This window comes from Gilliamella sp. B3464 (assembly GCF_026536145.1).
Classification (GTDB): domain Bacteria; phylum Pseudomonadota; class Gammaproteobacteria; order Enterobacterales; family Orbaceae; genus Gilliamella.
The window spans coordinates 99,648-121,163 of record NZ_JAFNOQ010000005.1; the positions used below are offsets into that span (position 1 = coordinate 99,648).

17 protein-coding genes and 2 tRNA genes are annotated in these 21,516 nt (G+C 33.6%); 9 read left to right on the top strand and 10 right to left on the bottom strand.

Annotated elements, in window-relative coordinates; genetic code table 11:
* Nucleotides 1-8: 8 nt before the first annotated feature.
* The 5 genes from artM (at nucleotide 9) to J3U57_RS07305 (ending at nucleotide 3,595) form a co-directional block, all read left to right on the top strand.
* On the top strand, nucleotides 9-686 hold the full coding sequence (gene artM, locus J3U57_RS07285) for an arginine ABC transporter permease ArtM (protein ID WP_267332849.1): 678 nt from the start codon (nucleotides 9-11) through the stop codon (nucleotides 684-686).
* Nucleotides 687-691: 5 nt separating this feature from the next.
* Nucleotides 692-2,527: an excinuclease ABC subunit UvrC gene (gene uvrC, locus J3U57_RS07290; protein WP_267344108.1), complete on the top strand. Its 1,836-nt coding sequence runs from the start codon at nucleotides 692-694 to the stop codon at nucleotides 2,525-2,527.
* A gap of 108 nt (nucleotides 2,528-2,635) precedes the next feature.
* The gene (pgsA, locus tag J3U57_RS07295; protein ID WP_267332851.1) at nucleotides 2,636-3,190 is read left to right on the top strand and encodes a CDP-diacylglycerol--glycerol-3-phosphate 3-phosphatidyltransferase; all 555 of its coding nucleotides are present in this window, start codon (nucleotides 2,636-2,638) and stop codon (nucleotides 3,188-3,190) included.
* A 224-nt stretch (nucleotides 3,191-3,414) separates the two neighbouring features.
* Nucleotides 3,415-3,502 (top strand) — tRNA-Leu (locus J3U57_RS07300).
* A gap of 17 nt (nucleotides 3,503-3,519) precedes the next feature.
* Nucleotides 3,520-3,595: transfer RNA gene (locus J3U57_RS07305), tRNA-Gly, on the top strand.
* A 292-nt stretch (nucleotides 3,596-3,887) separates the two neighbouring features.
* Here J3U57_RS07305 and J3U57_RS07310 read toward each other — a convergent pair.
* Complete coding sequence (locus J3U57_RS07310) at nucleotides 3,888-4,268, bottom strand: VOC family protein (RefSeq protein ID WP_267344107.1); 381 nt, start codon at nucleotides 4,266-4,268, stop codon at nucleotides 3,888-3,890.
* Nucleotides 4,269-4,394: 126 nt separating this feature from the next.
* Here J3U57_RS07310 and J3U57_RS07315 point away from each other — a divergent pair, with 126 nt between their 5' ends.
* Nucleotides 4,395-5,354: a helix-turn-helix transcriptional regulator gene (locus J3U57_RS07315; RefSeq protein ID WP_267344106.1), complete on the top strand. Its 960-nt coding sequence runs from the start codon at nucleotides 4,395-4,397 to the stop codon at nucleotides 5,352-5,354.
* 17 nt (nucleotides 5,355-5,371) lie between these two features.
* On the opposite strand, the gene J3U57_RS07320 is transcribed toward J3U57_RS07315, so the two are convergent.
* The 3 genes from J3U57_RS07320 to J3U57_RS07330 form a co-directional block, all read right to left on the bottom strand.
* A complete protein-coding gene (locus tag J3U57_RS07320) occupies nucleotides 5,372-6,226 on the bottom strand; it encodes an aldo/keto reductase (RefSeq protein WP_267344105.1) in 855 nt (284 codons plus the stop codon).
* Between the two features lie 540 nt (nucleotides 6,227-6,766).
* A complete protein-coding gene (locus tag J3U57_RS07325) occupies nucleotides 6,767-7,690 on the bottom strand; it encodes a LysR family transcriptional regulator (protein ID WP_267344104.1) in 924 nt (307 codons plus the stop codon).
* Between the two features lie 497 nt (nucleotides 7,691-8,187).
* On the bottom strand, nucleotides 8,188-9,120 hold the full coding sequence (locus tag J3U57_RS07330; RefSeq protein WP_267344103.1) for a DMT family transporter: 933 nt from the start codon (nucleotides 9,118-9,120) through the stop codon (nucleotides 8,188-8,190).
* A 141-nt stretch (nucleotides 9,121-9,261) separates the two neighbouring features.
* On the opposite strand from J3U57_RS07330, the gene J3U57_RS07335 reads away from it, so the two are divergent.
* A complete protein-coding gene (locus J3U57_RS07335; protein ID WP_267332858.1) occupies nucleotides 9,262-9,537 on the top strand; it encodes an MFS transporter in 276 nt (91 codons plus the stop codon).
* Nucleotides 9,538-9,908: 371 nt separating this feature from the next.
* On the opposite strand, the gene J3U57_RS07340 is transcribed toward J3U57_RS07335, so the two are convergent.
* On the bottom strand, nucleotides 9,909-10,892 hold the full coding sequence (locus tag J3U57_RS07340; protein WP_267332859.1) for an AEC family transporter: 984 nt from the start codon (nucleotides 10,890-10,892) through the stop codon (nucleotides 9,909-9,911).
* 899 nt (nucleotides 10,893-11,791) lie between these two features.
* On the opposite strand from J3U57_RS07340, the gene J3U57_RS07345 reads away from it, so the two are divergent.
* A complete protein-coding gene (locus J3U57_RS07345; RefSeq protein ID WP_267344102.1) occupies nucleotides 11,792-12,241 on the top strand; it encodes a LexA family protein in 450 nt (149 codons plus the stop codon).
* The gene (locus J3U57_RS07350; protein ID WP_267344101.1) at nucleotides 12,238-13,503 is read left to right on the top strand and encodes a Y-family DNA polymerase; all 1,266 of its coding nucleotides are present in this window, start codon (nucleotides 12,238-12,240) and stop codon (nucleotides 13,501-13,503) included. Before J3U57_RS07345 ends, J3U57_RS07350 begins: the two co-directional genes overlap by 4 nt.
* Before the next feature lie 532 nt (nucleotides 13,504-14,035).
* Here J3U57_RS07350 and J3U57_RS07355 read toward each other — a convergent pair.
* The 5 genes from J3U57_RS07355 to J3U57_RS07375 all read right to left on the bottom strand — a co-directional run bounded on the left by J3U57_RS07355 (nucleotide 14,036) and on the right by J3U57_RS07375 (nucleotide 21,006).
* Nucleotides 14,036-15,430 carry a hypothetical protein gene (locus J3U57_RS07355; RefSeq protein WP_267332862.1) on the bottom strand — a complete coding sequence of 465 codons (1,395 nt, stop codon included), beginning with the start codon at nucleotides 15,428-15,430 and terminating at the stop codon, nucleotides 14,036-14,038.
* Nucleotides 15,431-15,518: 88 nt separating this feature from the next.
* Nucleotides 15,519-15,716: a hypothetical protein gene (locus J3U57_RS07360; RefSeq protein ID WP_267344100.1), complete on the bottom strand. Its 198-nt coding sequence runs from the start codon at nucleotides 15,714-15,716 to the stop codon at nucleotides 15,519-15,521.
* 268 nt (nucleotides 15,717-15,984) lie between these two features.
* Nucleotides 15,985-17,115: an ABC transporter permease gene (locus J3U57_RS07365; protein ID WP_267332863.1), complete on the bottom strand. Its 1,131-nt coding sequence runs from the start codon at nucleotides 17,113-17,115 to the stop codon at nucleotides 15,985-15,987.
* Nucleotides 17,116-17,120: 5 nt separating this feature from the next.
* Nucleotides 17,121-19,919 carry a ribosome-associated ATPase/putative transporter RbbA gene (gene rbbA, locus J3U57_RS07370; RefSeq protein ID WP_267344099.1) on the bottom strand — a complete coding sequence of 933 codons (2,799 nt, stop codon included), beginning with the start codon at nucleotides 19,917-19,919 and terminating at the stop codon, nucleotides 17,121-17,123.
* A gap of 13 nt (nucleotides 19,920-19,932) precedes the next feature.
* Nucleotides 19,933-21,006 (bottom strand): HlyD family secretion protein, encoded by a 1,074-nt coding sequence (locus tag J3U57_RS07375; RefSeq protein ID WP_267344098.1) that lies wholly within the window; start codon nucleotides 21,004-21,006, stop codon nucleotides 19,933-19,935.
* Nucleotides 21,007-21,516 lie beyond the last annotated feature (510 nt).

Sequence of the window (21,516 nt, forward strand, 5' to 3'; positions counted from 1 at the left end):
GTCAATTTATGTTTGATAATTTTATTTACTATCTTAAAATCATTTTACAGGGGTTACCTAATACACTAAGTTTGGGTATTTTAGGGATCTTATCTGCTGGTTTATTAGCAATAATCTTTTCTTGCTTATTATCATTGAATTCGAAAGTATTAACTAAGGCAATTCGAACCTATATTATTATATTTACGGGTTCACCACTGCTAGTCCAATTATTTTTAATTTATTATGGACCATCACAATTTGGTCAAACGTTAAGTCATGTACCAGCATTTTATGATCTTATCTCCTCGCCTTGGTTTTGTGCTTACTTAGCTCTGACACTTAATAGTGCAGCTTATACTACTCAGATTTTTTATGGGGCTCTAAAAGCAGTGCCACAAGGGCAGTGGCAGGCTTGTAAAGCTTTAGGTATGAACAAATGGCAGACGTTGAAAGTTGTTATGCCTTATGCATTAAAACGATCATTATCAACCTATTCCAACGAAGTGGTTTTTGTAGTTAAAGGCACTGCTCTAGCGTCTATGATACCGGTAATGGACATTATGGGATACAGTAATGAATTAAATGGTGATTACTACGACTTTTCAATTTTTATTGTTGCAGGCTTAATTTATCTCTTGATAAATGGTTTATTAAGCACCATTATGAGAGTTATAGAGAAAAAAGCCCTCACATTCGAAAACTAATAAATATGAGCCAATTTGATTCGACATCTTTTTTAAAAACTGTTCCCCATAAACCGGGTATTTATCAGATGTTCAATGATAAAGACACGATTATTTATGTGGGAAAGGCCAAAGATCTCAATAATCGATTAAAAAGCTATTTTAATAATAGTAAAAAAACGTTAAAGACCGATAGACTGGTAAGTCACATTCATCGAGTTGAATTTACTATTACTAATACCGAAACAGAAGCTTTATTACTCGAACAGACTTATATTAAAAAGCATCAACCTCGTTATAATGTACTATTAAAAGATGATAAAAGTTATCCCTTCATCAAATTAAGTAAAGAACGTCATCCCCAATTATCACTTTATCGAGGGACAGTTAATCGCAAAAAAGATGAATTTTTTGGTCCTTACCCAAGTGGCTATGCAGTTAAACAAATTCTTGCACTATTGCAAAAAACGTTTCCGATAAGACAATGTTTAAACTCGACTTATCGTAACCGTACTCGCCCTTGCTTACAGTACCAAATAAAAAGATGCTTAGGGCCTTGTGTACCAGGGTTAGTCAGTGATGAAGATTATAACGAACAGGTTAATTATGTAAGATTATTTTTATCGGGACAATCTGAACAAATTTTACAAAAAATAACTGAAGATATGCAAACAGCAAGCCGCGAATTAAATTTTGAAAAAGCAGCGGTATTACGTGACCAGTTACAAGCTATCAAACACATTAATGAAAAACAGGCCATTTACAATAATAATGATAATCTTGATGTAATTGGATTCCATTATGAACTCGGTTTAGCATGTATCTATGTATTATTTATTCGTAATGGACAAACCTTTGGACATCGCTCCTACTTCCCTAAAGTTCCATCAAATACGGAATTAGAAGAAGTTATTGAAACATTTTTAGGTCAATTTTATCTACAAGGAAACCAAAATCGTAATATACCTAGAAAAATTTTACTCAATTTTTCATTATCAGATAAACTGCCAATGGAAGAGACACTGTCACTTATTGCTGAACATCAAGTTAAACTGATCGATGAGCCCAAAGGAGACAATTTAAAGCTTTTGAATATTGCAACGATTAATGCACAAACAGAAGTTAAAAATAAACTGCTAGAAAATTCCACAATTAAACAACGTTATGATGCCTTACAAACGTTTTTGGGAATTAAAAAAATTAATCGCATGGAATGTTTTGATATCAGTCACTTTATGGGAAAAAACACTATTGCATCTTGTGTAGTTTTTGATGACAAAGGTCCAGTTAAATCAGAATTTCGCCGTTATAATATCACCGGCATCACACCGGGCGATGATTATGCAGCAATGCAACAAGTGTTAACACGTCGTTACAGCAAAAAAGATCTACCTGAAGAAAAGATACCCGATATTATTTTTATCGATGGTGGTAAAGGTCAACTTAACCAAGCTCTACAAGTTTTTGAACAACTCGATGTAAATTGGGATAAACATCACCCTATTTTGATTGGTGTAGCCAAAGGGGCTGAACGTAAAGAAGGATTAGAAACACTCTTTTTTGAAGCGCATGGAATAGGACACTATTTAGATGACCATTCCCCTGCACTATTATTAATTCAACAAATACGTAATGCGTCACATGATCATGCCATTGTTGGTCAACGCAAAAAAGGGGTAAAACAGCTCACTGACAGCGCTTTAGAACACATTGAAGGCGTGGGAGGAAAGCGTCGACAAGCATTACTTAAACATTTTGGTGGTTTACGGGAATTAAAAAACGCCAGTATAGACGAAATTGCACAAGTGCAAGGGATATCTAAATCTTTAGCTGAAAAAATTTATCTCAATTTGCAACAATAACACATTGAAAAATTAAAATTTTTCAGGCAACATAATCATAATAAAAACACTGTTTTTTTAATTGTTACTAATTATTTGATTAATCAAACAAAAAAGAGCTTATGTCACATGAAAATTAATTTCCCTACAGTTTTAACCTTATTCCGAGTTATATTAATTCCTTTTTTTGTGATGGCTTTTTATCTATTTCCGCATGAGTGGTCAGGTTTTTTTTCTGCCTTAATTTTTTTAATCGCAGCAGTCACTGATGTGTTAGATGGTTACCTTGCGCGTCGTTTAGGTCAAACAACAAAATTTGGTGCTTTTTTAGATCCTGTTGCCGATAAAATTATGGTCACTATTGCTTTAGTTTTGATTACTCAATACTACCAATCGTGGTGGATCTCTATTCCTGCAATCATTATTGTTTCAAGGGAAATCATCATATCAGCATTACGTGAATGGATGGCTGAAATAGGCAAACGCGGTAATGTTGCGGTATCTTCAATCGGCAAAATAAAAACTATCGCACAAATGACAGCCTTGACTTGGTTACTCTGGCGGCCTTGTGATATTGTTATTTATGCAGGCCTTGCAGCTCTTTTTCTAGCAACAATTTTAACTTTACTATCCATGTTACAATATTTATGGATAGCACATAGCGATCTGTTGGATGAAGAGTAATTTATCTAAAAATCACTAAAAACCAGCTTTAGTGTAATTTTGTGATCGTCCATTATATTCACAAAATTACACGCCCTTTTCCCCAAAAAACACAATATTAAAACAACAATAAGTTAAACATTGAACAATTAAACAATTAATCAAAAATATCTGTTGACTGAAATCATAAGATAGGTAAAATGCACAGCATTCAAAACGAATTACATTTTAGTAAGCAGTTTTGAGCCCGGGTGGTGAAATCGGTAGACACAAGGGATTTAAAATCCCTCGGCCTTTTTGGCCGTGCGAGTTCAAGTCTCGCCCCGGGCACCATTTAAAACACGTCTAATGCGGGAATAGCTCAGTTGGTAGAGCGCAACCTTGCCAAGGTTGAGGTCGCGAGTTCGAACCTCGTTTCCCGCTCCAATATCACAATCCTGTATAATCTATTAAAGTCCGCAAAGTTCAGATATTGATTGATGCCTACTGATTCTGAACTGAAATGAAGTTTAAGCGATAGCTTATTTAAATACATCGACATTATTAATGTATCTTGCAATTCAAATTATCACCTCAAGCCCAAACATATTTTTCCTAAGCAAAATCCAATTCACGAGATGCTCCCGTGCTCAACCCTATTTTTTTATGAAATGAAATCCTCATAAACCATGGCTACAAAATGAAGTCCCCCATGGTTTTAATTTTTCAAGATATTATTTCACTCAAACTTTGAAGTATCGGTAGCACAAACACGGAGTCGATGACCATCGGGATCATTTCCTACAAATGTGTACCCGAAATCGAGCATTTGCGGTTCAAGTTCAATTTTGATGTTTAGTTCTTTCCAGGTCGCATAAATCTCATCTACTTTATTTTTTGTTACATCACTAAACGACAGCTCAAAACCGCCATAATGATTGGGTGCCTTTGGGGTTATTTTATTAGCCTCTTGAAGGCCCAAAATAAAATTATCATTCAATAAAAATACAGCAAAACCAGGATAAGTTTTAACTGGTGGGCGCCCTAGTATTTTTGTGTAAAACGCTGTACTAACATCGACATCTTTGACATAAACAATAACGCTATTAGGTTTAAACATTTTTCTTTCCTTTTAGTGATAAAAATTAGTTCAATTAATTTTAGTTGTCTCTATTTTGATGTAGCATTGCTGACAACTGTATGTCATATTTAAAATTCAATCTAAATTATTTTGCAAACATAAAGCATGAAAATTAATCGTATAATTACTACCATCATGGTATTGCTACAAAGAGAAAAAATAACTGGTAAAGAATTAGCAGAAAAATTAAATGTATCATTGCGTACTATTTACCGAGATATACAAGTTATCGAGGGAGCGGGTATACCCATTATTACCTATCAAGGAAGTGCCGGTGGAATAAGTATTTTAAAAAATTATAAAATTAGTAAAGGTCTATTCACTAAAGAAGATGTCATTGTTTTATTAAAGGGACTCAACTTATTATCCTCACCGGTTTTAAAAGAAAGTGAAAATTTAAGAACACTCGAGAAAATAAAGAGTTTTTTATCAGAACAAGAACTTGATGAAGTGACAAATAACTTAAATCAACTTATTGTTGATTTATCTCCCTGGTTTTCCAAACAAAATATTGATAACAAACTATCTATTATAAGACTGGCACTGAAAGAGCAAATGCTTTTATCGTTTGATTATTTGGGTGTTAGGAATAAACAAGCCTCACGTTTAATTGAGCCATATAAACTTATTTTTAAGGAAAAAGAGTGGTATTTACAAGCTTTTTGTCTAACTAAAAATGACTTTCGTGTATTTAAATTGTCAAAAATGTCAAACATTAGAAAAACAAACACTAAATTTATCAAGCAGACAACGCCTGAAGTCTTCTCTTTGTTCCAAACGGATATGAAAAAAAAGAGTTTTAAAATAAAATTACTAATAGATGAATCGCTTTTGGAACGTATTTTAGATTTTTGTGACGAAAAAGATATTAAGAAATTAAATGGACAACAGTATCTTGTAGATTTTAACTTTATTGATGATGACTACAGTTATGGCATTTTACTAAGCTTAGGCCATCAATGTATTTGTTTAGAGCCTGAGCATATACGTCAAAAACTTGTTGAACGAGCGGAAAAATTAGTTAAATCTTACAAAGAAACTGTCAATCCATTTAAGTCAAATTAGCCTCAATAACTAAAAATTTAAACATCTAATCTCCGGCTGGTTAACCATTTTACTTTTTCCGGATCTCGATGATCAAAAAATTGACTTGTATTTGTATCAAGCGCTGCTATTTGTTGCATATCTTTATCTGAAAGCTCAAAATCCCAGATATCTTGATTTTCAACTATACGCTCTTTACGCACAGATTTAGCCAAGCTTGCAATGCCTCGTTGTGCTAACCAACGTAATACCACTTGCCCTATTGTCTTACCATATTTAACGGCAATTTGACCTAACACAGGATGCGAAAATAAACCATTTTTCCCTTCAGCAAAAGGCGCCCAGGCTTGAGGCGTTATGCTCTCTTTTTGCATATAAGGCACGGCTTCAAGCTGTTGTTGGAATGGGTTAACTTCAATCTGATTTACGGCAGGAATAATAGAATGAAATGCAGTTAAATCAGCTAATCTATCAGGTTGAAAATTACTGACGCCAATAGCACGAGCTTTACCTGCTGAATAAAGCTCTTGCATTGCTTGCCAGGCACCATGAACATCACCATAAGGTTGATGAATTAAATATAAGTCAACATAGTCTAATTGCAAACGATTTAATGAACGTTCAAATTGAGCCTTAGCACCATTGTAATTGGCATCTTGCAACCATAATTTAGTCGTAATAAATAATTCTGCTCGATCAATCCCATGTGCACGAATAGCATTACCAACTTCAGTTTCATTTTGGTAACTTGCAGCTGTATCAATCAACCGATAGCCAGAATCAATCGCATCATGTACGGCTGTTTCACACTCTTTCTTATCTGTCATTTGAAAAACACCAAACCCTAAGATAGGCATCTCGATACCATTATTTAATGTTATTGTTCTTTTCATAGCTCATACCTCAGTTATTATAGTTAGCTTATTATTAAACAGCTTACTACAATGATAAAGTAGGTAATACAACATGCACTAATGAAAATTTTTCATTTATCCTACTTTTTAATATGTCAATGATTGCTATTGATGGAATTTTTTTAACGTAAAAACTCAATATAACCAAAAGGTTATATCATTAATTGTTAGATTAATTTTAAAAAAATCATTAAAATTGAGATCCATTGAGGTATTTACTGACACAAAATTAGCAGAATTAATTGAAAGACCAATATCAATAAGTAAGTTGGAAGTGATTATTCATTTTGTAACATCAAACTTTATAGTTGTGCATCTATTTTTAACCTCATGTCTAAATAAACTTTTTATTAATAACTGTAGGGCATCATCGTTTATTAAAACGCTAAAGTTTTTATAAAAAATTCCAGTAAACCATGCATACAAATGTAATAAGCATAATAGATAATAAAAACGTTAATAGTTTAATTCACCTTTTTCCACTAATAAAAGAATAAATGCGGCTATAGAAAACCAGTATTATCTACTAATTTTATCAGTAAAATACTCGATGAAAACCTTAAGTTTAGTTGAATTTTTATATGTAGAAGGATAAAGAAAGCAAAATTCCCAAGTATGTTCTTTATTATACTCAGACAAAATTTCAACTAATTCTTTTCTTTTTAACTCTTCTTGTACAGAGAAACTAAAAAGTTGAACTATACCGCCATCATTTAAGGCTAAAAATTTAGTCGCTTGAATACTATCAAAGATTTGTATTTGGCTATTTTCAATATTGTCTTTATCTATATTTTTATTTAAAGATGTCCATTGAAATCGTTTATTATTCTGACTTGAGCTAAAATTGATACATTTATGATTAATTAGTTCATCAGGACAAACAATCATGCCATTTTTGGCAAGATAATTGGGACTAGCATATAATCCAGTAGTAGCAATAAACAATCTTTTTTTGATGAGAAAAGCCTCTAGCTTGGTGTTTTCTTGTACCAGTCTAACTGATAGATCATATTCTTCTGCAACGAAGTCAATATTTCTATTAGTTACATGAAAATCAAGTTTTAAATTAGGATATTCTTCGGAAAAATTAGCCAGATAAGGTGATATTTTATAGTTAAAAAAGGTCTCTGGTACGCTTATTTTTAATCTACCACCAATTGCATTTTTTTCATTTTTAATAGAATGGCCAGCATTAATTAGCATATCGAATATTTCAGAACATTTCTTATAATAGATACGCCCTTCCTGAGTCAGTTTGACTTGGCGTGTACTACGTGAAAACAAGTCAAATCCGATTCTTTCTTCAAGTCTTTTAATAGAACGACTAACAGCAGCAGGAGTAATATTTAAGTATTGAGCAGTAACTGAAAAATTCTCATTTTCTGCTGCCACTAAAAATAACTCAAGGCTAGCGATATGCATAGTTTTAAACTGTTTTTTCATCGGATTGTCTTTATTTATGAATACTAACTGCTATCAAAATATTTTATATTTTGGCCTAATTGCTGACAAAAAAACTTATTTATAAGCAATGTAATGAATTACAAGAAATATTAATACATCAATTTTGCCACAAATTACATCTGTTTTTCATGCCCATTATGGATAAGTATCGTCTCCTAATTCTTATTAGGAATATCTTCAATGGCAATACTATTTTTCAATTTATTAAAATAGAAATAATCACTTAAAAAACCTGCTTACACTTTTGTGCGAATACATTTAGCAAGCGACGTTCTATTTTTTTTAGAATCCACTCCCTTTTTATTGATCCAATATTTATATTCCAACCATTATCTACAACCGTTTTAAAAAAGAATGAGAACTTATCATCACAAAACCAGTTTTATAACCGAGTTTAGCAATATGATGAATAAAAATAATAACAAATAATCTGTTTCTCATCGCAGTTTTTCTTATTTTTAATATTATGAATTTATTTATTTTTGTTTACTGTCATTTTTTCTCATAAAAATATTATTAAGAATCAGTGCAATTATAGTGATTATCGCACCTATAATTTCGATATATGAAATAGAATGACCTTGATAGATACCAATAATAAAAGAAATGACAGGGACTAAATTAACAAAAAGAATACCATTAATCGCACCAAGACCATTGATACCTGCATTCCAAGTAATGATCACTAATGTGGTTATGACAAGTATAAAAATATCAAATCCACTTGTGATAAATACACTCAGACTAGGAAGTTTTGCTAAGCCTAAAAAAGATGCAATTAAAGTAATCGTGATAATACTTATTACGCTAAGAGAAGAACTTAACGCTGTAACTCTTAACGCGCTCCATTTGTCTTTTGTCATCACCATATTTGCAAAATAGGTATAAATAACCCAACAAATTGTAGCGGCCAACAATAGTACATCACCTAAAAAGCTTGATGAAGCTATCAGATGATTAAAATCTCCATTCGTTATAACCAAAACTATTCCTACAAAAGCTAATAGCGTGCATAAACTTGTTTTAATGTTAGGTATATTGTGATTGAGGATAGATGATAAAATCATTGAGAGCATCGGCATTAACGCTAATATAATTGTTGCATGCTCAGCAGATGAAAAACCAATGCCGATAAACGTTAGGAAGTTTAATCCAGCAAAACCGATTGTGCCAAAAAGCCACAATTGAAAAGCTTTTCCTTCCGTTTGATAACTTTTTTTACCTTCGATAACAAGCAAAACAATGCTTACAAGAAAAGCACCAAGAACGTAGCGAATAACAGTAAGATAATAACCATCTATACCCGATGATACCGCATGTTTTGAAGCGGGATACATAATCCCCCAGCCAAAGACAGTCACCAATAAATATAATGTGTATTTATAATGTTCTATTCGAATATCCTTCATAAAAAAATAACCTACTTTTCGTATTATTTATTTTATTGACTTTTATAATATTTTTTTAAGAAAAGATCATTATCGTCGAGGTAATATCTTTTTTTACATTTTGTAATATCTGATATTGCATTCTTGAGTAAACATGATTTGATGAGTCTGTTTCTTACTGGATTTGGCTTATCAATGGTTTATCCACTTCTTGCCTTACCTGCAATAAAAAGTATGTCACATAAAGATATTGGTCTTGCTCTAAGTACCTATGAATCGTGTTTTGATATTGGAATTCTTTTATCTGGCTTTACAGGCGGAATTATTGTGTCGAGTTTTGGTTATAATGCAACGTTTATATTTGCATTTATATGTAGTTTATTCGCTATATTTCCTTCAATACTTTCATATAAACAAATTGAAAAAAATCAAAACTAAGCTAAATAACTAAACCAAGTTGGTACGCCAATAGCTATAAGTGCCACTTTAATTTATTAGGTTCATTAATAATTTTAATCCGTTTGAAGCTACGAGCATAAGATAAACTCAGTTCACAAGTAAAAAGCATTCAACTTGGGAGGATGCTTATAAATTACAAATAATCGGCAGAAATTATAACTTGTTATACTCTATTACCTTAGTTCACAATCATATTGTTGCCAGGAAGAGTATCGATGATGTCAGTTATTATTGATAATTTTATTGCTAGCAAAGTATTGCATAACTTTAATTATCTGAATTTTTTTGTTAAAAAATCAAACTATCCTCATCTAGCACTTGGCTAAATGAGGATGAGATTATTTAAATGATTAATGAACGCCAGGAATAGTGAATTCCATAATAAGTAATAACGTTGGTAAAATAAAGATAGATAAGATTGTTGAAGCAAAGAAAATACTCGATGCGTGCTCTTGTTCGACTTCCCAATCGTAAGCCAAAATAACTGCGGTTGATGCAGTTGGCATCGCTAATAAAAAGACTAACTCTTCGGCTTCGATACCTTTAAGTCCAAAAAGATGCACAGCAATTAATGCAACAACGGGAGTTACAAAACTCTTTAAAAGCACATTAACCACTAATAGTTTAGATAAATTTAATTGAACACCATATATCCCTACGCCAACAGCAATAAGTGAAATAAAGTTACATGCATTAGACATAATATCAAAAGTATTAAACACAAAATGCGGCATCCAAGTTAAACCATTAGTGACACTAACAATTAACCCTAAAATAACAGCCAAAAACATTGGTTTCATAAGCGAGTTTTTCACTGCGCTAAAAATCATATTGCCTGTTACTTTACCGCCAGATACTTTAGTATGACATAATTCTAATAAGAAAATTGTCATTGGAATTAATGATAAAGCCACAACAAAATTCGCAATAGCGACAGAAATGGTTGACGATGCACCTAACATTAATGTCAAAAATGGTACGCCCATCCCGCCCATATTAGGGAAACAGCATAACATTGAATTCATGGTGGTTGATTTTAAATCTTTACCCAATAAGTATTTATTAGTTAAAAAACAGATTATCCACAAAAATGACATTGTGCAGAAAAAAGCAATCATCCAAATGCCGTTAAATATCTCTGATGGCTTTGCATGGGCAGTGTGGACAAAAAGTAATGCTGGGAAGACAAAGTTTGATACCAAGCCAGATAATAGTTTTTTTGAATCTTTTGTGAAGATTTTTTGTTGAACGCAAAACCACCCCAGAAAGATCAATAAAAAAACGGGAAGACAAGAACTTACAACTTGCCAAACGGCAGACCAAATCAAATTCATTTTTTAAAACTCCTAAAATAATATTACTTAAAATACATATTCGGTATTTGGTTGGATTTTTGGATGAACGCTTATTTTTATAAACCAAATTAAATTAATTAGACAATAAAGCTGAACATACCTGATGTAAGCTTGGTATATTTAAGACATGGTTAACATTAAAATCCACAGCATCTTTATTGGTCACACTATAACTTGGGCGCTATTATAGCTTATTCCGATCTACCTTGTGTTAAGCAAGCCCTAGTAAGATTCTTAAAAAAAGAAAAAACCATTAAAACTTAGTCCGATTTATGTCAAAGGAATTTTTTTAAATCAATATAAAATATAATGTTATTAAAATCAAAAAGATGAGTGTTAAATTATAGTAAAAATAAAATCTATACAAAAAGGCCTTAAAGTATAGCCTAAGTATAGATTATTGGTGTAAATGTTCAGTCGATAATAAATCAATTTATTTAATTGACTTATATCTATTTATTTATCATTAAGCTGGTTTGTTATTTTACAAAAAAACCGCAAAATAATCATCAAAAGGTAACAGTATTTATGACAATTATCTTTAAAATTAATTAACGATTAATCAATATAATGTAAATTATTTATTGGTACGCAAAGATAAGGCATAAATTTTATAGGCAAATTATCGATTATTCGTTGTTTAACTCAATTTAAATTAAGATCATTTAGCCATCATTTTTTCATTTACTATATCGGCTAACCTAGCAGTAAACATATTAATTTTTGGCTATTATTTAGTCCATTTCGATCTATTTACACTAGTTTTTATTGAATCCTCAAAAATAAACTGTATATTTATACAGTATTATTCGTTTTTTATCACGAATTAAATAGATGTAATTCTGTTAGTATCGATAAATTATGTTAGGAGAGTATGCTTGCGTAAAGTTTCTATTATTGTGCTTGGCATGGTAGATGGTTCAGTAAAAAAACATTTACCTTTGGTTGATACGCCCGTCAGAGCGGGTTTTCCTTCTCCAGCGGATGACTATTTGGAAACTAAGCTTGATCTTACCGATCACTTAGTTAAACATCCAAGCGCAACCTATTATATCAAAGCACAAGGCGATTCAATGATTAATTACGGCATTTATAGTGGTGATCTGCTAGTTGTAGATCGCTCTTTAATGCCGCAGATAGAAGATATTGTGGTCGCCGCAGTTGATGGTGAATTAACCTGTAAATGTTTAGGGATTATTAATGGGCAACACCATTTATTATCGGGCAATGAATTTTATCCGCCTATTTCGCTAGCGGGTAAAGAGGTACATATTTGGGGCGTAGTAATACATACGATTCACTCCTTACGAAAGCGTGGCAACACATGATTGGTTTGATTGATTGTAATAACTTTTATGCTTCGTGTGAGCGAGTTTTTAACCCAAAACTAGAAAAAAGACCAATTGGTATTTTGTCCAATAATGATGGTTGTGTTATTGCTCGCTCAAATGAACTTAAGCCATTAGTACCAATGGGTATGCCCGCATATCGAATTGAACCCAAAATCCGTAAACACATTACCTTATTAAGCTCTAACTATGAACTTTATGGCGACATGAGCCAACGGGTTTTTAATACAGTCGGTCATTATACTGCCGATATTCAACCCTACTCCATTGATGAAGCTTTTATTCAATTAAATGGGTTTAACGATGTGATAGCACATTGCCAAAATTTAAGAACAATTGTAAAACGAGATACAGGTATTCCTGTCAGCATTGGTATTGCAACAACCCACACTTTAGCAAAGTTAGCAAATCATATAGCGAAAAAAGAGGCTAGATATCAGGGCGTCTACCACCTTCCTGACAAGCCTGTTTTATTGGATAAAATTTTAAAAACATTTCCAGTAGAAGAGATTTGGGGTGTGGGTAGACGTATTGCCCAAAAATTACAGACGTTAAATATTCATAGTGCATGGGATCTACGTCAAGCAAATTTAAAACAGATTAGGCAACAATTTTCAGTCGTGCTTGAACGTACAGTACTCGAGCTACAAGGTGTCAACTGCATTGAATTAGATGATCTCAACACGCCTAAACAAAACATCATGACATCGCGAAGTTTTGGACAACTAACTGGGGAACTATTTGATATACAAGAAGCCATTCGCATTCATGCCAGTCGAGGAGCTGAAAAACTAAGACAGCAAAATGCTATTGCTAATGCGGTGCTAGTCTTTTTGAAAACCAACCGCTTTCGTCAAGATTTAATGCAATATAACCCTTCAATTGTAGTCCCTTTATTAACACCAACTGATGATACAAGACTCATTATTCACGCTGCACAAAAAGGGTTACAGGCTATTTATAGAAAAGGTTTTTTGTTTATGAAAGCGGGCGTAATGTTACTTGATTTAAAGGTAAAAGATAACTTCTGTCAAACTGACTTATTTAGTTCTGAGCTTGCGCCTAACTCGCAACAAAAAAGTGATCAATTAATGAAAACAATCGATAACATTAATCAAAAAATGGGCAAAAATACCATTCAATTAGGGGGTAATAGAAAAACGGCACCTTGGCAAATTAAAAGAGAACTGCTCAGTAAACGTTACACTACGCGCTGGGATGAATTACCGCTAGTTAAATAAACATAAAGTTTACATCATAATCAATTTATGATATTGATTAATATCAACTTAATATCCTAAATAAAATAATAAATAAACGGTTTACGTTTGCTTAAATTTTGTTGCTAATAGATATAAAACACAGACTAGATAGTGAATTGCTTAATCAATCAGAACCGACCTTTTTAAAGGCTTTAGCGTCGAAAAATCAAATCACTGCAAATTATCACCATGATTAGATGGTAAATATTAAGATGCAGATGTTGTTAATAGAACAATCATTCAATTGTGTTATTCATGTTTTGAAAGTCAATATTTCAAATCTAATTAAAATCGCATCTAATATTACTAATTCATACAACTATGTAGCGATGTTTAAGTTTGTACACAAAATAGTCGTTCCAATAAAGAGACTATATAGGTGTAAGTCTCTTGCTTTAAACCTATATAGTAGCTAACTTGCAACTAATGAGGCATCTAAAAATACACCTAACTAACCATTACAACTTAGCTCCTATAAAATAGGAACTAAGTATATAGTTTCACAATATTTTTATCGACAAATCGGTGTACATCCCTGTGCTAACTGTAATAAGTTATAACCTATGGCTCCTGTTTCAATATCAGTACTAAACATCATTTTGTCCATGTATACTTGATTAGTCCAAGTACAACCTGTTGAGGTATCAAAGTTACTATTAGGATAAGCTTTATATAACTCGCCCCACTCTCCAGCAAACGTACCATCAATATCTCTTGATAAACGTTCTTCGTTATTTTTAATCCATGCAGGTAAGGAACCTGTTCCATGTCCTGTGACAGCGTATTTAGCACTAGGTACATTGGTTAAATCTGTAACTGGATAGAAATAACTCGCTGCAACAGAGGCACTAATAACACCTAATCCATTTGGTTTTCCTGAACAAGCATTGGCAGCAGGAAATATATTATCGCCCGAGCTCATGGTATCTGACATTTTATACTGTGTACTCGGAAGTGGGCGAGCCCATTTATTCACTGTAAACGTATAGCTAAATGTTCTTTGTTCGAGCGGTGCACCAACTTTTGTTCTAGCGGTTAATGTTATGGTAAATGGAATAGTAGGACGATTGTCAGATCTAAGTGTAACAACCCCCTCACTCGTAATTGGCGCTAAAGATGGATTACTTGAAGAAAAACTATAATCAGTCTGTGCATTACTCATTTTGAGTGTGAAATTTGCGTAGTTGAATCCTGTTGTTGGAAATTTTTTTGATGCTGTAGGAGAGTAACCGCGATAAGGTTGAAAAACCGCTGGATTATAACCATTGGCAAATTTACAATTGGTTGAATTACATGTGTTATATTGATCTCGTCGTGAAGAGTCAAAAAATCTCAAACTACCTGGTTTAATATGGCAGATTTGTTGTTCATCAACTTTTATTGTATAGATTTTGCTGAAACTGCCATAGTCATTAATATAGGGAATGCCATATTTTGTTTGAACGCTAATATTATTAGAACTAATGGTTAAAGTATAAGGGCTTAGACATGAATCCATAATGCTATTTAATTGATCTGCGGTCACTGTTTTAGTCGTACCATCATAATCTTTATAACTCCAAATAGCTGTCAGCTTTCCCAAGACGGGTGGTTTTTCATTAACATCTTTTATTGATGTAAATTCATCACCATCGATATCACCATAATGTAATCCTTCTATGGTAGAAATATTTTTTGCCACCCCGTCAGCAATGACTTTCGTTTCGACCTGATTAAATTTAGTATTGGCCGATACCCAAAGTATTTCGTTTGATTTTGAAGGCGTGATATTAATAACGCCTTGTTTAGTTATCGGTGCTTTGAAACTAAACAAATCATCTAAATCTAGATAGGGTTTATTACCTTGAATTATTTGTACCGTTTTTGAAGTTAGCGCATAACTTAACTGACTAAACATTAATGTCATGACTAACAGTAAAAATACCTTAAAACAAAATTTAATTTTGTGACAAAAGAGATGGACAATAAGACGATAAGACGATAAAGTAAGCGTATTAATTTTTGATCAAGATTTTTAAGAAAAGAATAAAATAATTTACAACAATAGCCTTTTTCAATGACAGACTGTTTGTTATACAACAAATGTATGCCTGCTGCCTGCTGCCTGCTGCCTGCTGCCTGCTGCCTGCTGCCTGCTGCCTGCTGCCTGCTGCCTGCTGCCTGCTGCCTGCTTTACCACTATATAATACCATAAAAAACACCCTTACACAAGTTAAATCCATAGATAATACATTAATTTATTTGAAGAAATTAATGTATTAATAAATACGAGCTGGACTAGCTATTTTTTTAAAATAGCATAACAGTAATAAAAAGATGAAACACAATTTGGTAAAGAAAGTTTAATTGCATTTATATATTTCAATAATAGTAATTTTTTGAATAATCACAATGTGAAATGTTAAGGTAATCAATGGGTTTATGTTATTAACCCCAGAAACTGGGGTATAAAATATGTAATTACGATCCCATATTGACAATTGATTTTCGAAAACGCTTGAGGGAGATGATAAAAAACACACTACCAATAGCTAATAACCACGCGAAAGAAGTCCACACCACACTTAGACCAGCCCCACGATATAATATAGCTTGTCCTAACTCAACAAAATGAGTAGTTGGCGCAATCATCATAATATTTTGAACAATCTCTGGCATACTTTCTCGAGGAGTGCTTCCGCCTGATAACATTTGTAATGGTAACAAAATTAAGATAAGCAACATCGCAAATTGAGCTGTTGATTTTGCTACTGTTGCCATGAAGATACCAAGTGACGTTGTCACAAATAAATGTAAAGCAGCACCAATAAGAAACAAGCTGATTGAACCTGCTATAGGTACACTTAACCAACTATGTACAACCAATAATAAAGCGACCCAAGTTGAAACCAGCACAACTAATCCCATTGACCAAATTTTAGAAAGCATAATTTCAAATGGTGTGACAGGCATAGAAAGAAGATGATCAATGGTGCCATGTTCCCTTTCTCGCATTAAAGCTGCCCCCGTTAAAATAATCGATAACGTAGTGACTATATTAATGATTTCCATAACAGAACCAAACCATGATCGGGTTAAGTTTGGGTTAAAAGCGGTATGCACTTGAATGTTAACGGGTAGATTTGTCGCTTTGCTATAACGATTCACATATTCAGTAATTTCACCTGTAATAATTTGTGTTATATAACCATTACCAACAAAAGCTTGTCCCATTCGCGTTGCATCAATATTAAGTTGTATTTCTGGATTTTGGTTATTAAGTACATCTCGTTGAAAATTAGGCGGAATATTTAATGCAAAGGTATAATTATCCGTATCCATACCCCGATCCACATCCTTCATTGAATATAATTTAACAGGATTATTAAACATAGGTGGATAAAACGCCGCAGTAATTTGCCTGGACAAGGGCGAGTCATCTTCGTCAACAATCGCAATTGACGCATGATGTAAGGAATCTGAAGTCGCAGTTGCAGCAATATAAATATCAAAGGTAAAACAGTAGGCTATTAATAAGAGCATAATAGGATCGCGTAATAATCCCCATAGCTCTTTTATACCTAGACGATAAATGTTGATTAACGTTTGCATAAGATCTACCCCTCCTGCTTTTTAAGCAGAAAAATACTAGCACCAAGCACTATTGGTATGGTAATTAATAAAGCCAAAATAGAGTTATGCAAATCAACAAAATTTAATGCTTTATTGAATATCCCACGCGCAATAATTAGCATATGGGTTGTAGGGTAAACTTCACCAATATATCGACCACTCCCTTCTAACGAGGCGACGGGATTTAACAATCCAGAAAACTGTATAGCAGGTAGCATGGTTCCAACACAAGTCAAGAAGATAACGGCAATTTGACTGCGTGTTATGGTTGATGCTAACAATCCAAATCCTGTAGAAATAATACAATAAGCAAAAGCAGCTAAACATAGAGTAAACAAACTACCTTTAATTGGCACCCCAAATATTGTAATTGCCATAATCAATAGCAATAGAAAGCTAAACATAGAAATAATAATATAAGGAACTTGTTTACCTAATAAGAACTCAGCCCGTGTTACCGGCGTGACATATAAATTAATGATTGAGCCCATCTCTTTTTCACGAACGACAGATAATGCCGCCAACATAGAAGGAATCATTAGCAATAAAATTGGAATAACGGCTGGTACCATCGATGGTAAGCTTTTAATATCGGGATTATAGCGATATCGAGTTTCAATATTAGCTAAGCTGGATGATTGTGAACTGGAGCTTTCTTTGTTTTTTTCACTTAACCAAGCAAGGTGCATACCTTGAACATAGCCTTTAATGGTATCAGCTCGCATTGGCATAGCACCATCAATCCATATAGCAATATCAACCGGATCACCACGTTGCACATCTCGACCAAAATTTGGTGGAATTTCAATAGCTAGCGCTATCTCATTGCTGCGTAATCTTGCATCCATATCATTATAGTCAGTTAAAGGAGGCTGTTCTATAAAATAGCGTTTAGATCCTGACAAATTAAGCGTGTAATTTTGACTAAGCTCACTCTGATCACGATCTAATACTGCAAAGCGTAAATCCTCAACATCCATCGTTATTCCATATCCCATCACGAGCATTAAGATCGCTGATCCTAACAAGGCTAATAATGCGCGAAGTGGATCACGTGATAATTCTAAAGTTTCACGCCATAAGCAACCAATCATGCGAGTAAAGCTGAAGCCTCGAAGGTGATGCTGCTCTTGAGTATGATCTTGATCATTAGTAACCGTTTTAGCATTCGTTGCTGAATTTTCATCGGAATGACTATCATCCGCACCTGCTTCAACTAAATAATCAATAAAAGCTTCTTCTAGTGTTTTAGCTTTTTTTGACGCAATAATATTATCTGGCGTGTCACTTGCTAATACTTTACCAGCATGCATTAACGATATTCTATCGCACCTTGCTGCTTCGTTCATAAAATGGGTAGTAATAAAGACAGTAACTTTATCTTGTCTTGATAATTCAATAATTAAACGCCAAAAGTCATCACGGGCTATAGGATCGACACCTGAAGTGGGTTCATCGAGAATAAGAATTTCAGGATTATGCACAACAGCAACAGAGAGTGATAACCGCTGTTTAACGCCTAAAGGTAAACTATCAGGTAAACTTTGCCTATGTTGTTCAAGTCCAAAACGTTTAACTAATTGTTCAACGCGTTCTGGTATTTTGCTTTCTGTGATACCAAATAGGCGAGCGTGCAACACAAGATTCTGTTCAACCGTCAATTCACTATACAATGAAAAAGCTTGTGACATATAACCTAAGTGGCGCCTGACATTAATATCACTGGCATCAACTGGCTTACCAAATAACCATGCTTGCCCTGACGAAATCGGTAATAAACCAGTAAGCATTTTCATGGTTGTTGATTTGCCACAACCATTAGATCCTAAAAAGCCAAAAATTTCCCCTTGTTTAATTGAAAAATTAACATGATCAACAGCGATAAAATCACCGAATTGTTTAGTTAAATCTTTTGCTTCGATGGCTACTTGTAAATCTTTTGAAAGATCTAAGGGTGGAATTTCGACGGGTTGATAACCTTGTTTTGCATCTTCTGGCATTAATTGGATGAAAGCATCATCTAAATTATCTTTTCCAGTTTGGTTTAATAGCGATTGAGGCGTTCCAGTTTCAAGGATTTTTCCGCCATACATAGCAACTAACCAATCAAAATTTTGCGCCTCATCCATGTAAGCAGTAGCTACAATCACGCTCATTTGTGGCCTTTGCGAACGAATTTTGTTAATCAGTTGCCAAAATTGAGCACGTGAAAGCGGATCGACCCCTGTTGTAGGCTCATCAAGAATTAATAAATCAGGATCATGAATTAAAGCAGAACATAAACTAACTTTTTGTTTCATCCCACCGGATAAACGACCGGCAGGTCTGGATAAAAATGGATAAAGTCCTGTGCTATGCGTTAATTCATCAATGCGACGTCGCCGTTCGGCCGCATCATTACCAAAAAGCCGAGCAAAAAATTGTAAATTTTCTTCAACGGATAATGTTGGATATAAATTTTTACCTAAACCTTGAGGCATGTAAGCAATACGGGTACAAACTTTATTGCGATGTGATTTATCGTGCATATCACCATCTAAAACATACACCAACCCTTCTTGAATAACATGTGCACCAGCAATAAGTGACAATAAACTTGATTTACCTACCCCATCAGGTCCAATCAATCCTACCATGCACTTTGGTGGAATTTGTAAACTCACATTATTCAAAGCACAGGTTTTTTTATAATGCAACGTCACATTTGAAACGGTTACCACTGCGTCATCTATCGATTTAACATTATGAGCGATAGATAAATCTTTATTGTCTGATTCTGACATGAGCTATCTCCAATTATTTAGTTGGACATTTAGCAACATCAGATAACTTAGCTGGCCACGGAGTTTTAGGATCGATCCGTACCCAAGCAACGCCAGGCACACCAGTTTTAACTTGAGTAAGATAACATTGTAATAATTCTGGGCTTAGTTGAGCTTTAACCCTGAACATTAATTTTTGACGCTCATCTTTGGTTTCAACAGTTTTAGGGGTAAATTGTGCCACACTAGAGACAAATGAAACTTTAGCCGAAATCGCAACATCTGGAAGCGCATCTAAGACTAATCTAACTTCATCACCAATCGCTACTTTTCCAGCTATGGTTTCGGGTAAAAAGAAAGTTAAGTAAACATCGGATAAATTAACCAGATTCAAAACCTTTCCACCGGCAGGCAATACTTCACTAACTTGTGCTATACGATATTGAATTCTCCCATCAACAGGGGCGGTTAATGTACTATCATCTATATCTGCTTGAATTTTTGTAATATTAGCACTAGCAACATTAATCGCTGAATGAGAACTATCCACACCTGCTTGAGCAACCTCAATAGCAGCATCAGCGGCTGTCACTTGGGATTTTGCAGAATCTAACGCCGCTTTTGCACTATTCACTTTTGCGGTATCGTCATCAAATTGTTGGATAGATAATGCCCCTTTTTGGTAAAGAGTTGTTGTTCGTTGTAAATGCTTTTGAGCAATATCGAGATCACTTTCCCGTTGATTCACATCAGCTTGAGCAGCGACTTTGTCACTCATTTTTAGTGAGACTTGGGCTTTGGAACTTGCTTCATTACTTATGGCCTGTCGATATTGAGCTTGTGCTTCGTTCAATTGAGCTTGCAAGGTATTGGTTTGCATAATAACTAATGGTTGGCCTGCTTTAACAAAATCACCTTCATTAACACTAATTTTCTCGATTCTGCCAGCAAGCTTTGTTGAAATATTAATTTCTGTCGCCTCTATACGACCATTGCCACTTACAAAATCTGGACCAAATCCATCAGTTTTTAATTGTTGCCACAAGATACCACCACCAATAACAACGACAACAACAATAAGACCCCATTTCTTACTTATTTGTTTCATGACCTACATCCCATTTTAAACTGATTATTTATATTATAAATTTCATAACGTTAATGTGTGTTTTATATGCATAATGCATCGACATGGGTTAAATAATATCAGATGTTTTTTATAAATAAAATCAACTATAAAAACAAAGGCAGTAAAAGCTAAAAAATTTAATTTAAAACATCAAGGATGTTTAAAAAACATGAGTAATCATAAAGAAAAGTGTACTTCAATTCAGAAAGCTTATTAATCAATTATTGGTAAATTAACCCTTTTTGATAAATACGTATTTATTATCTATGCCATGGATTTATCTAATTTATTTCAAATAATGTATTAATCCTCTATCTACAAATTAACTATTTTTGTATCAAAGCACGTTATCGACTATAACGTTTAATATTATCTGACTAAAACTTTATAAAATTGAATTTCATCTTATAAAATAATTAATGAAACCATTTAGTTGTATATAGGAAAATGATAATGTAAGTGGTATGCTTGCGAGAACGATTATTCGAC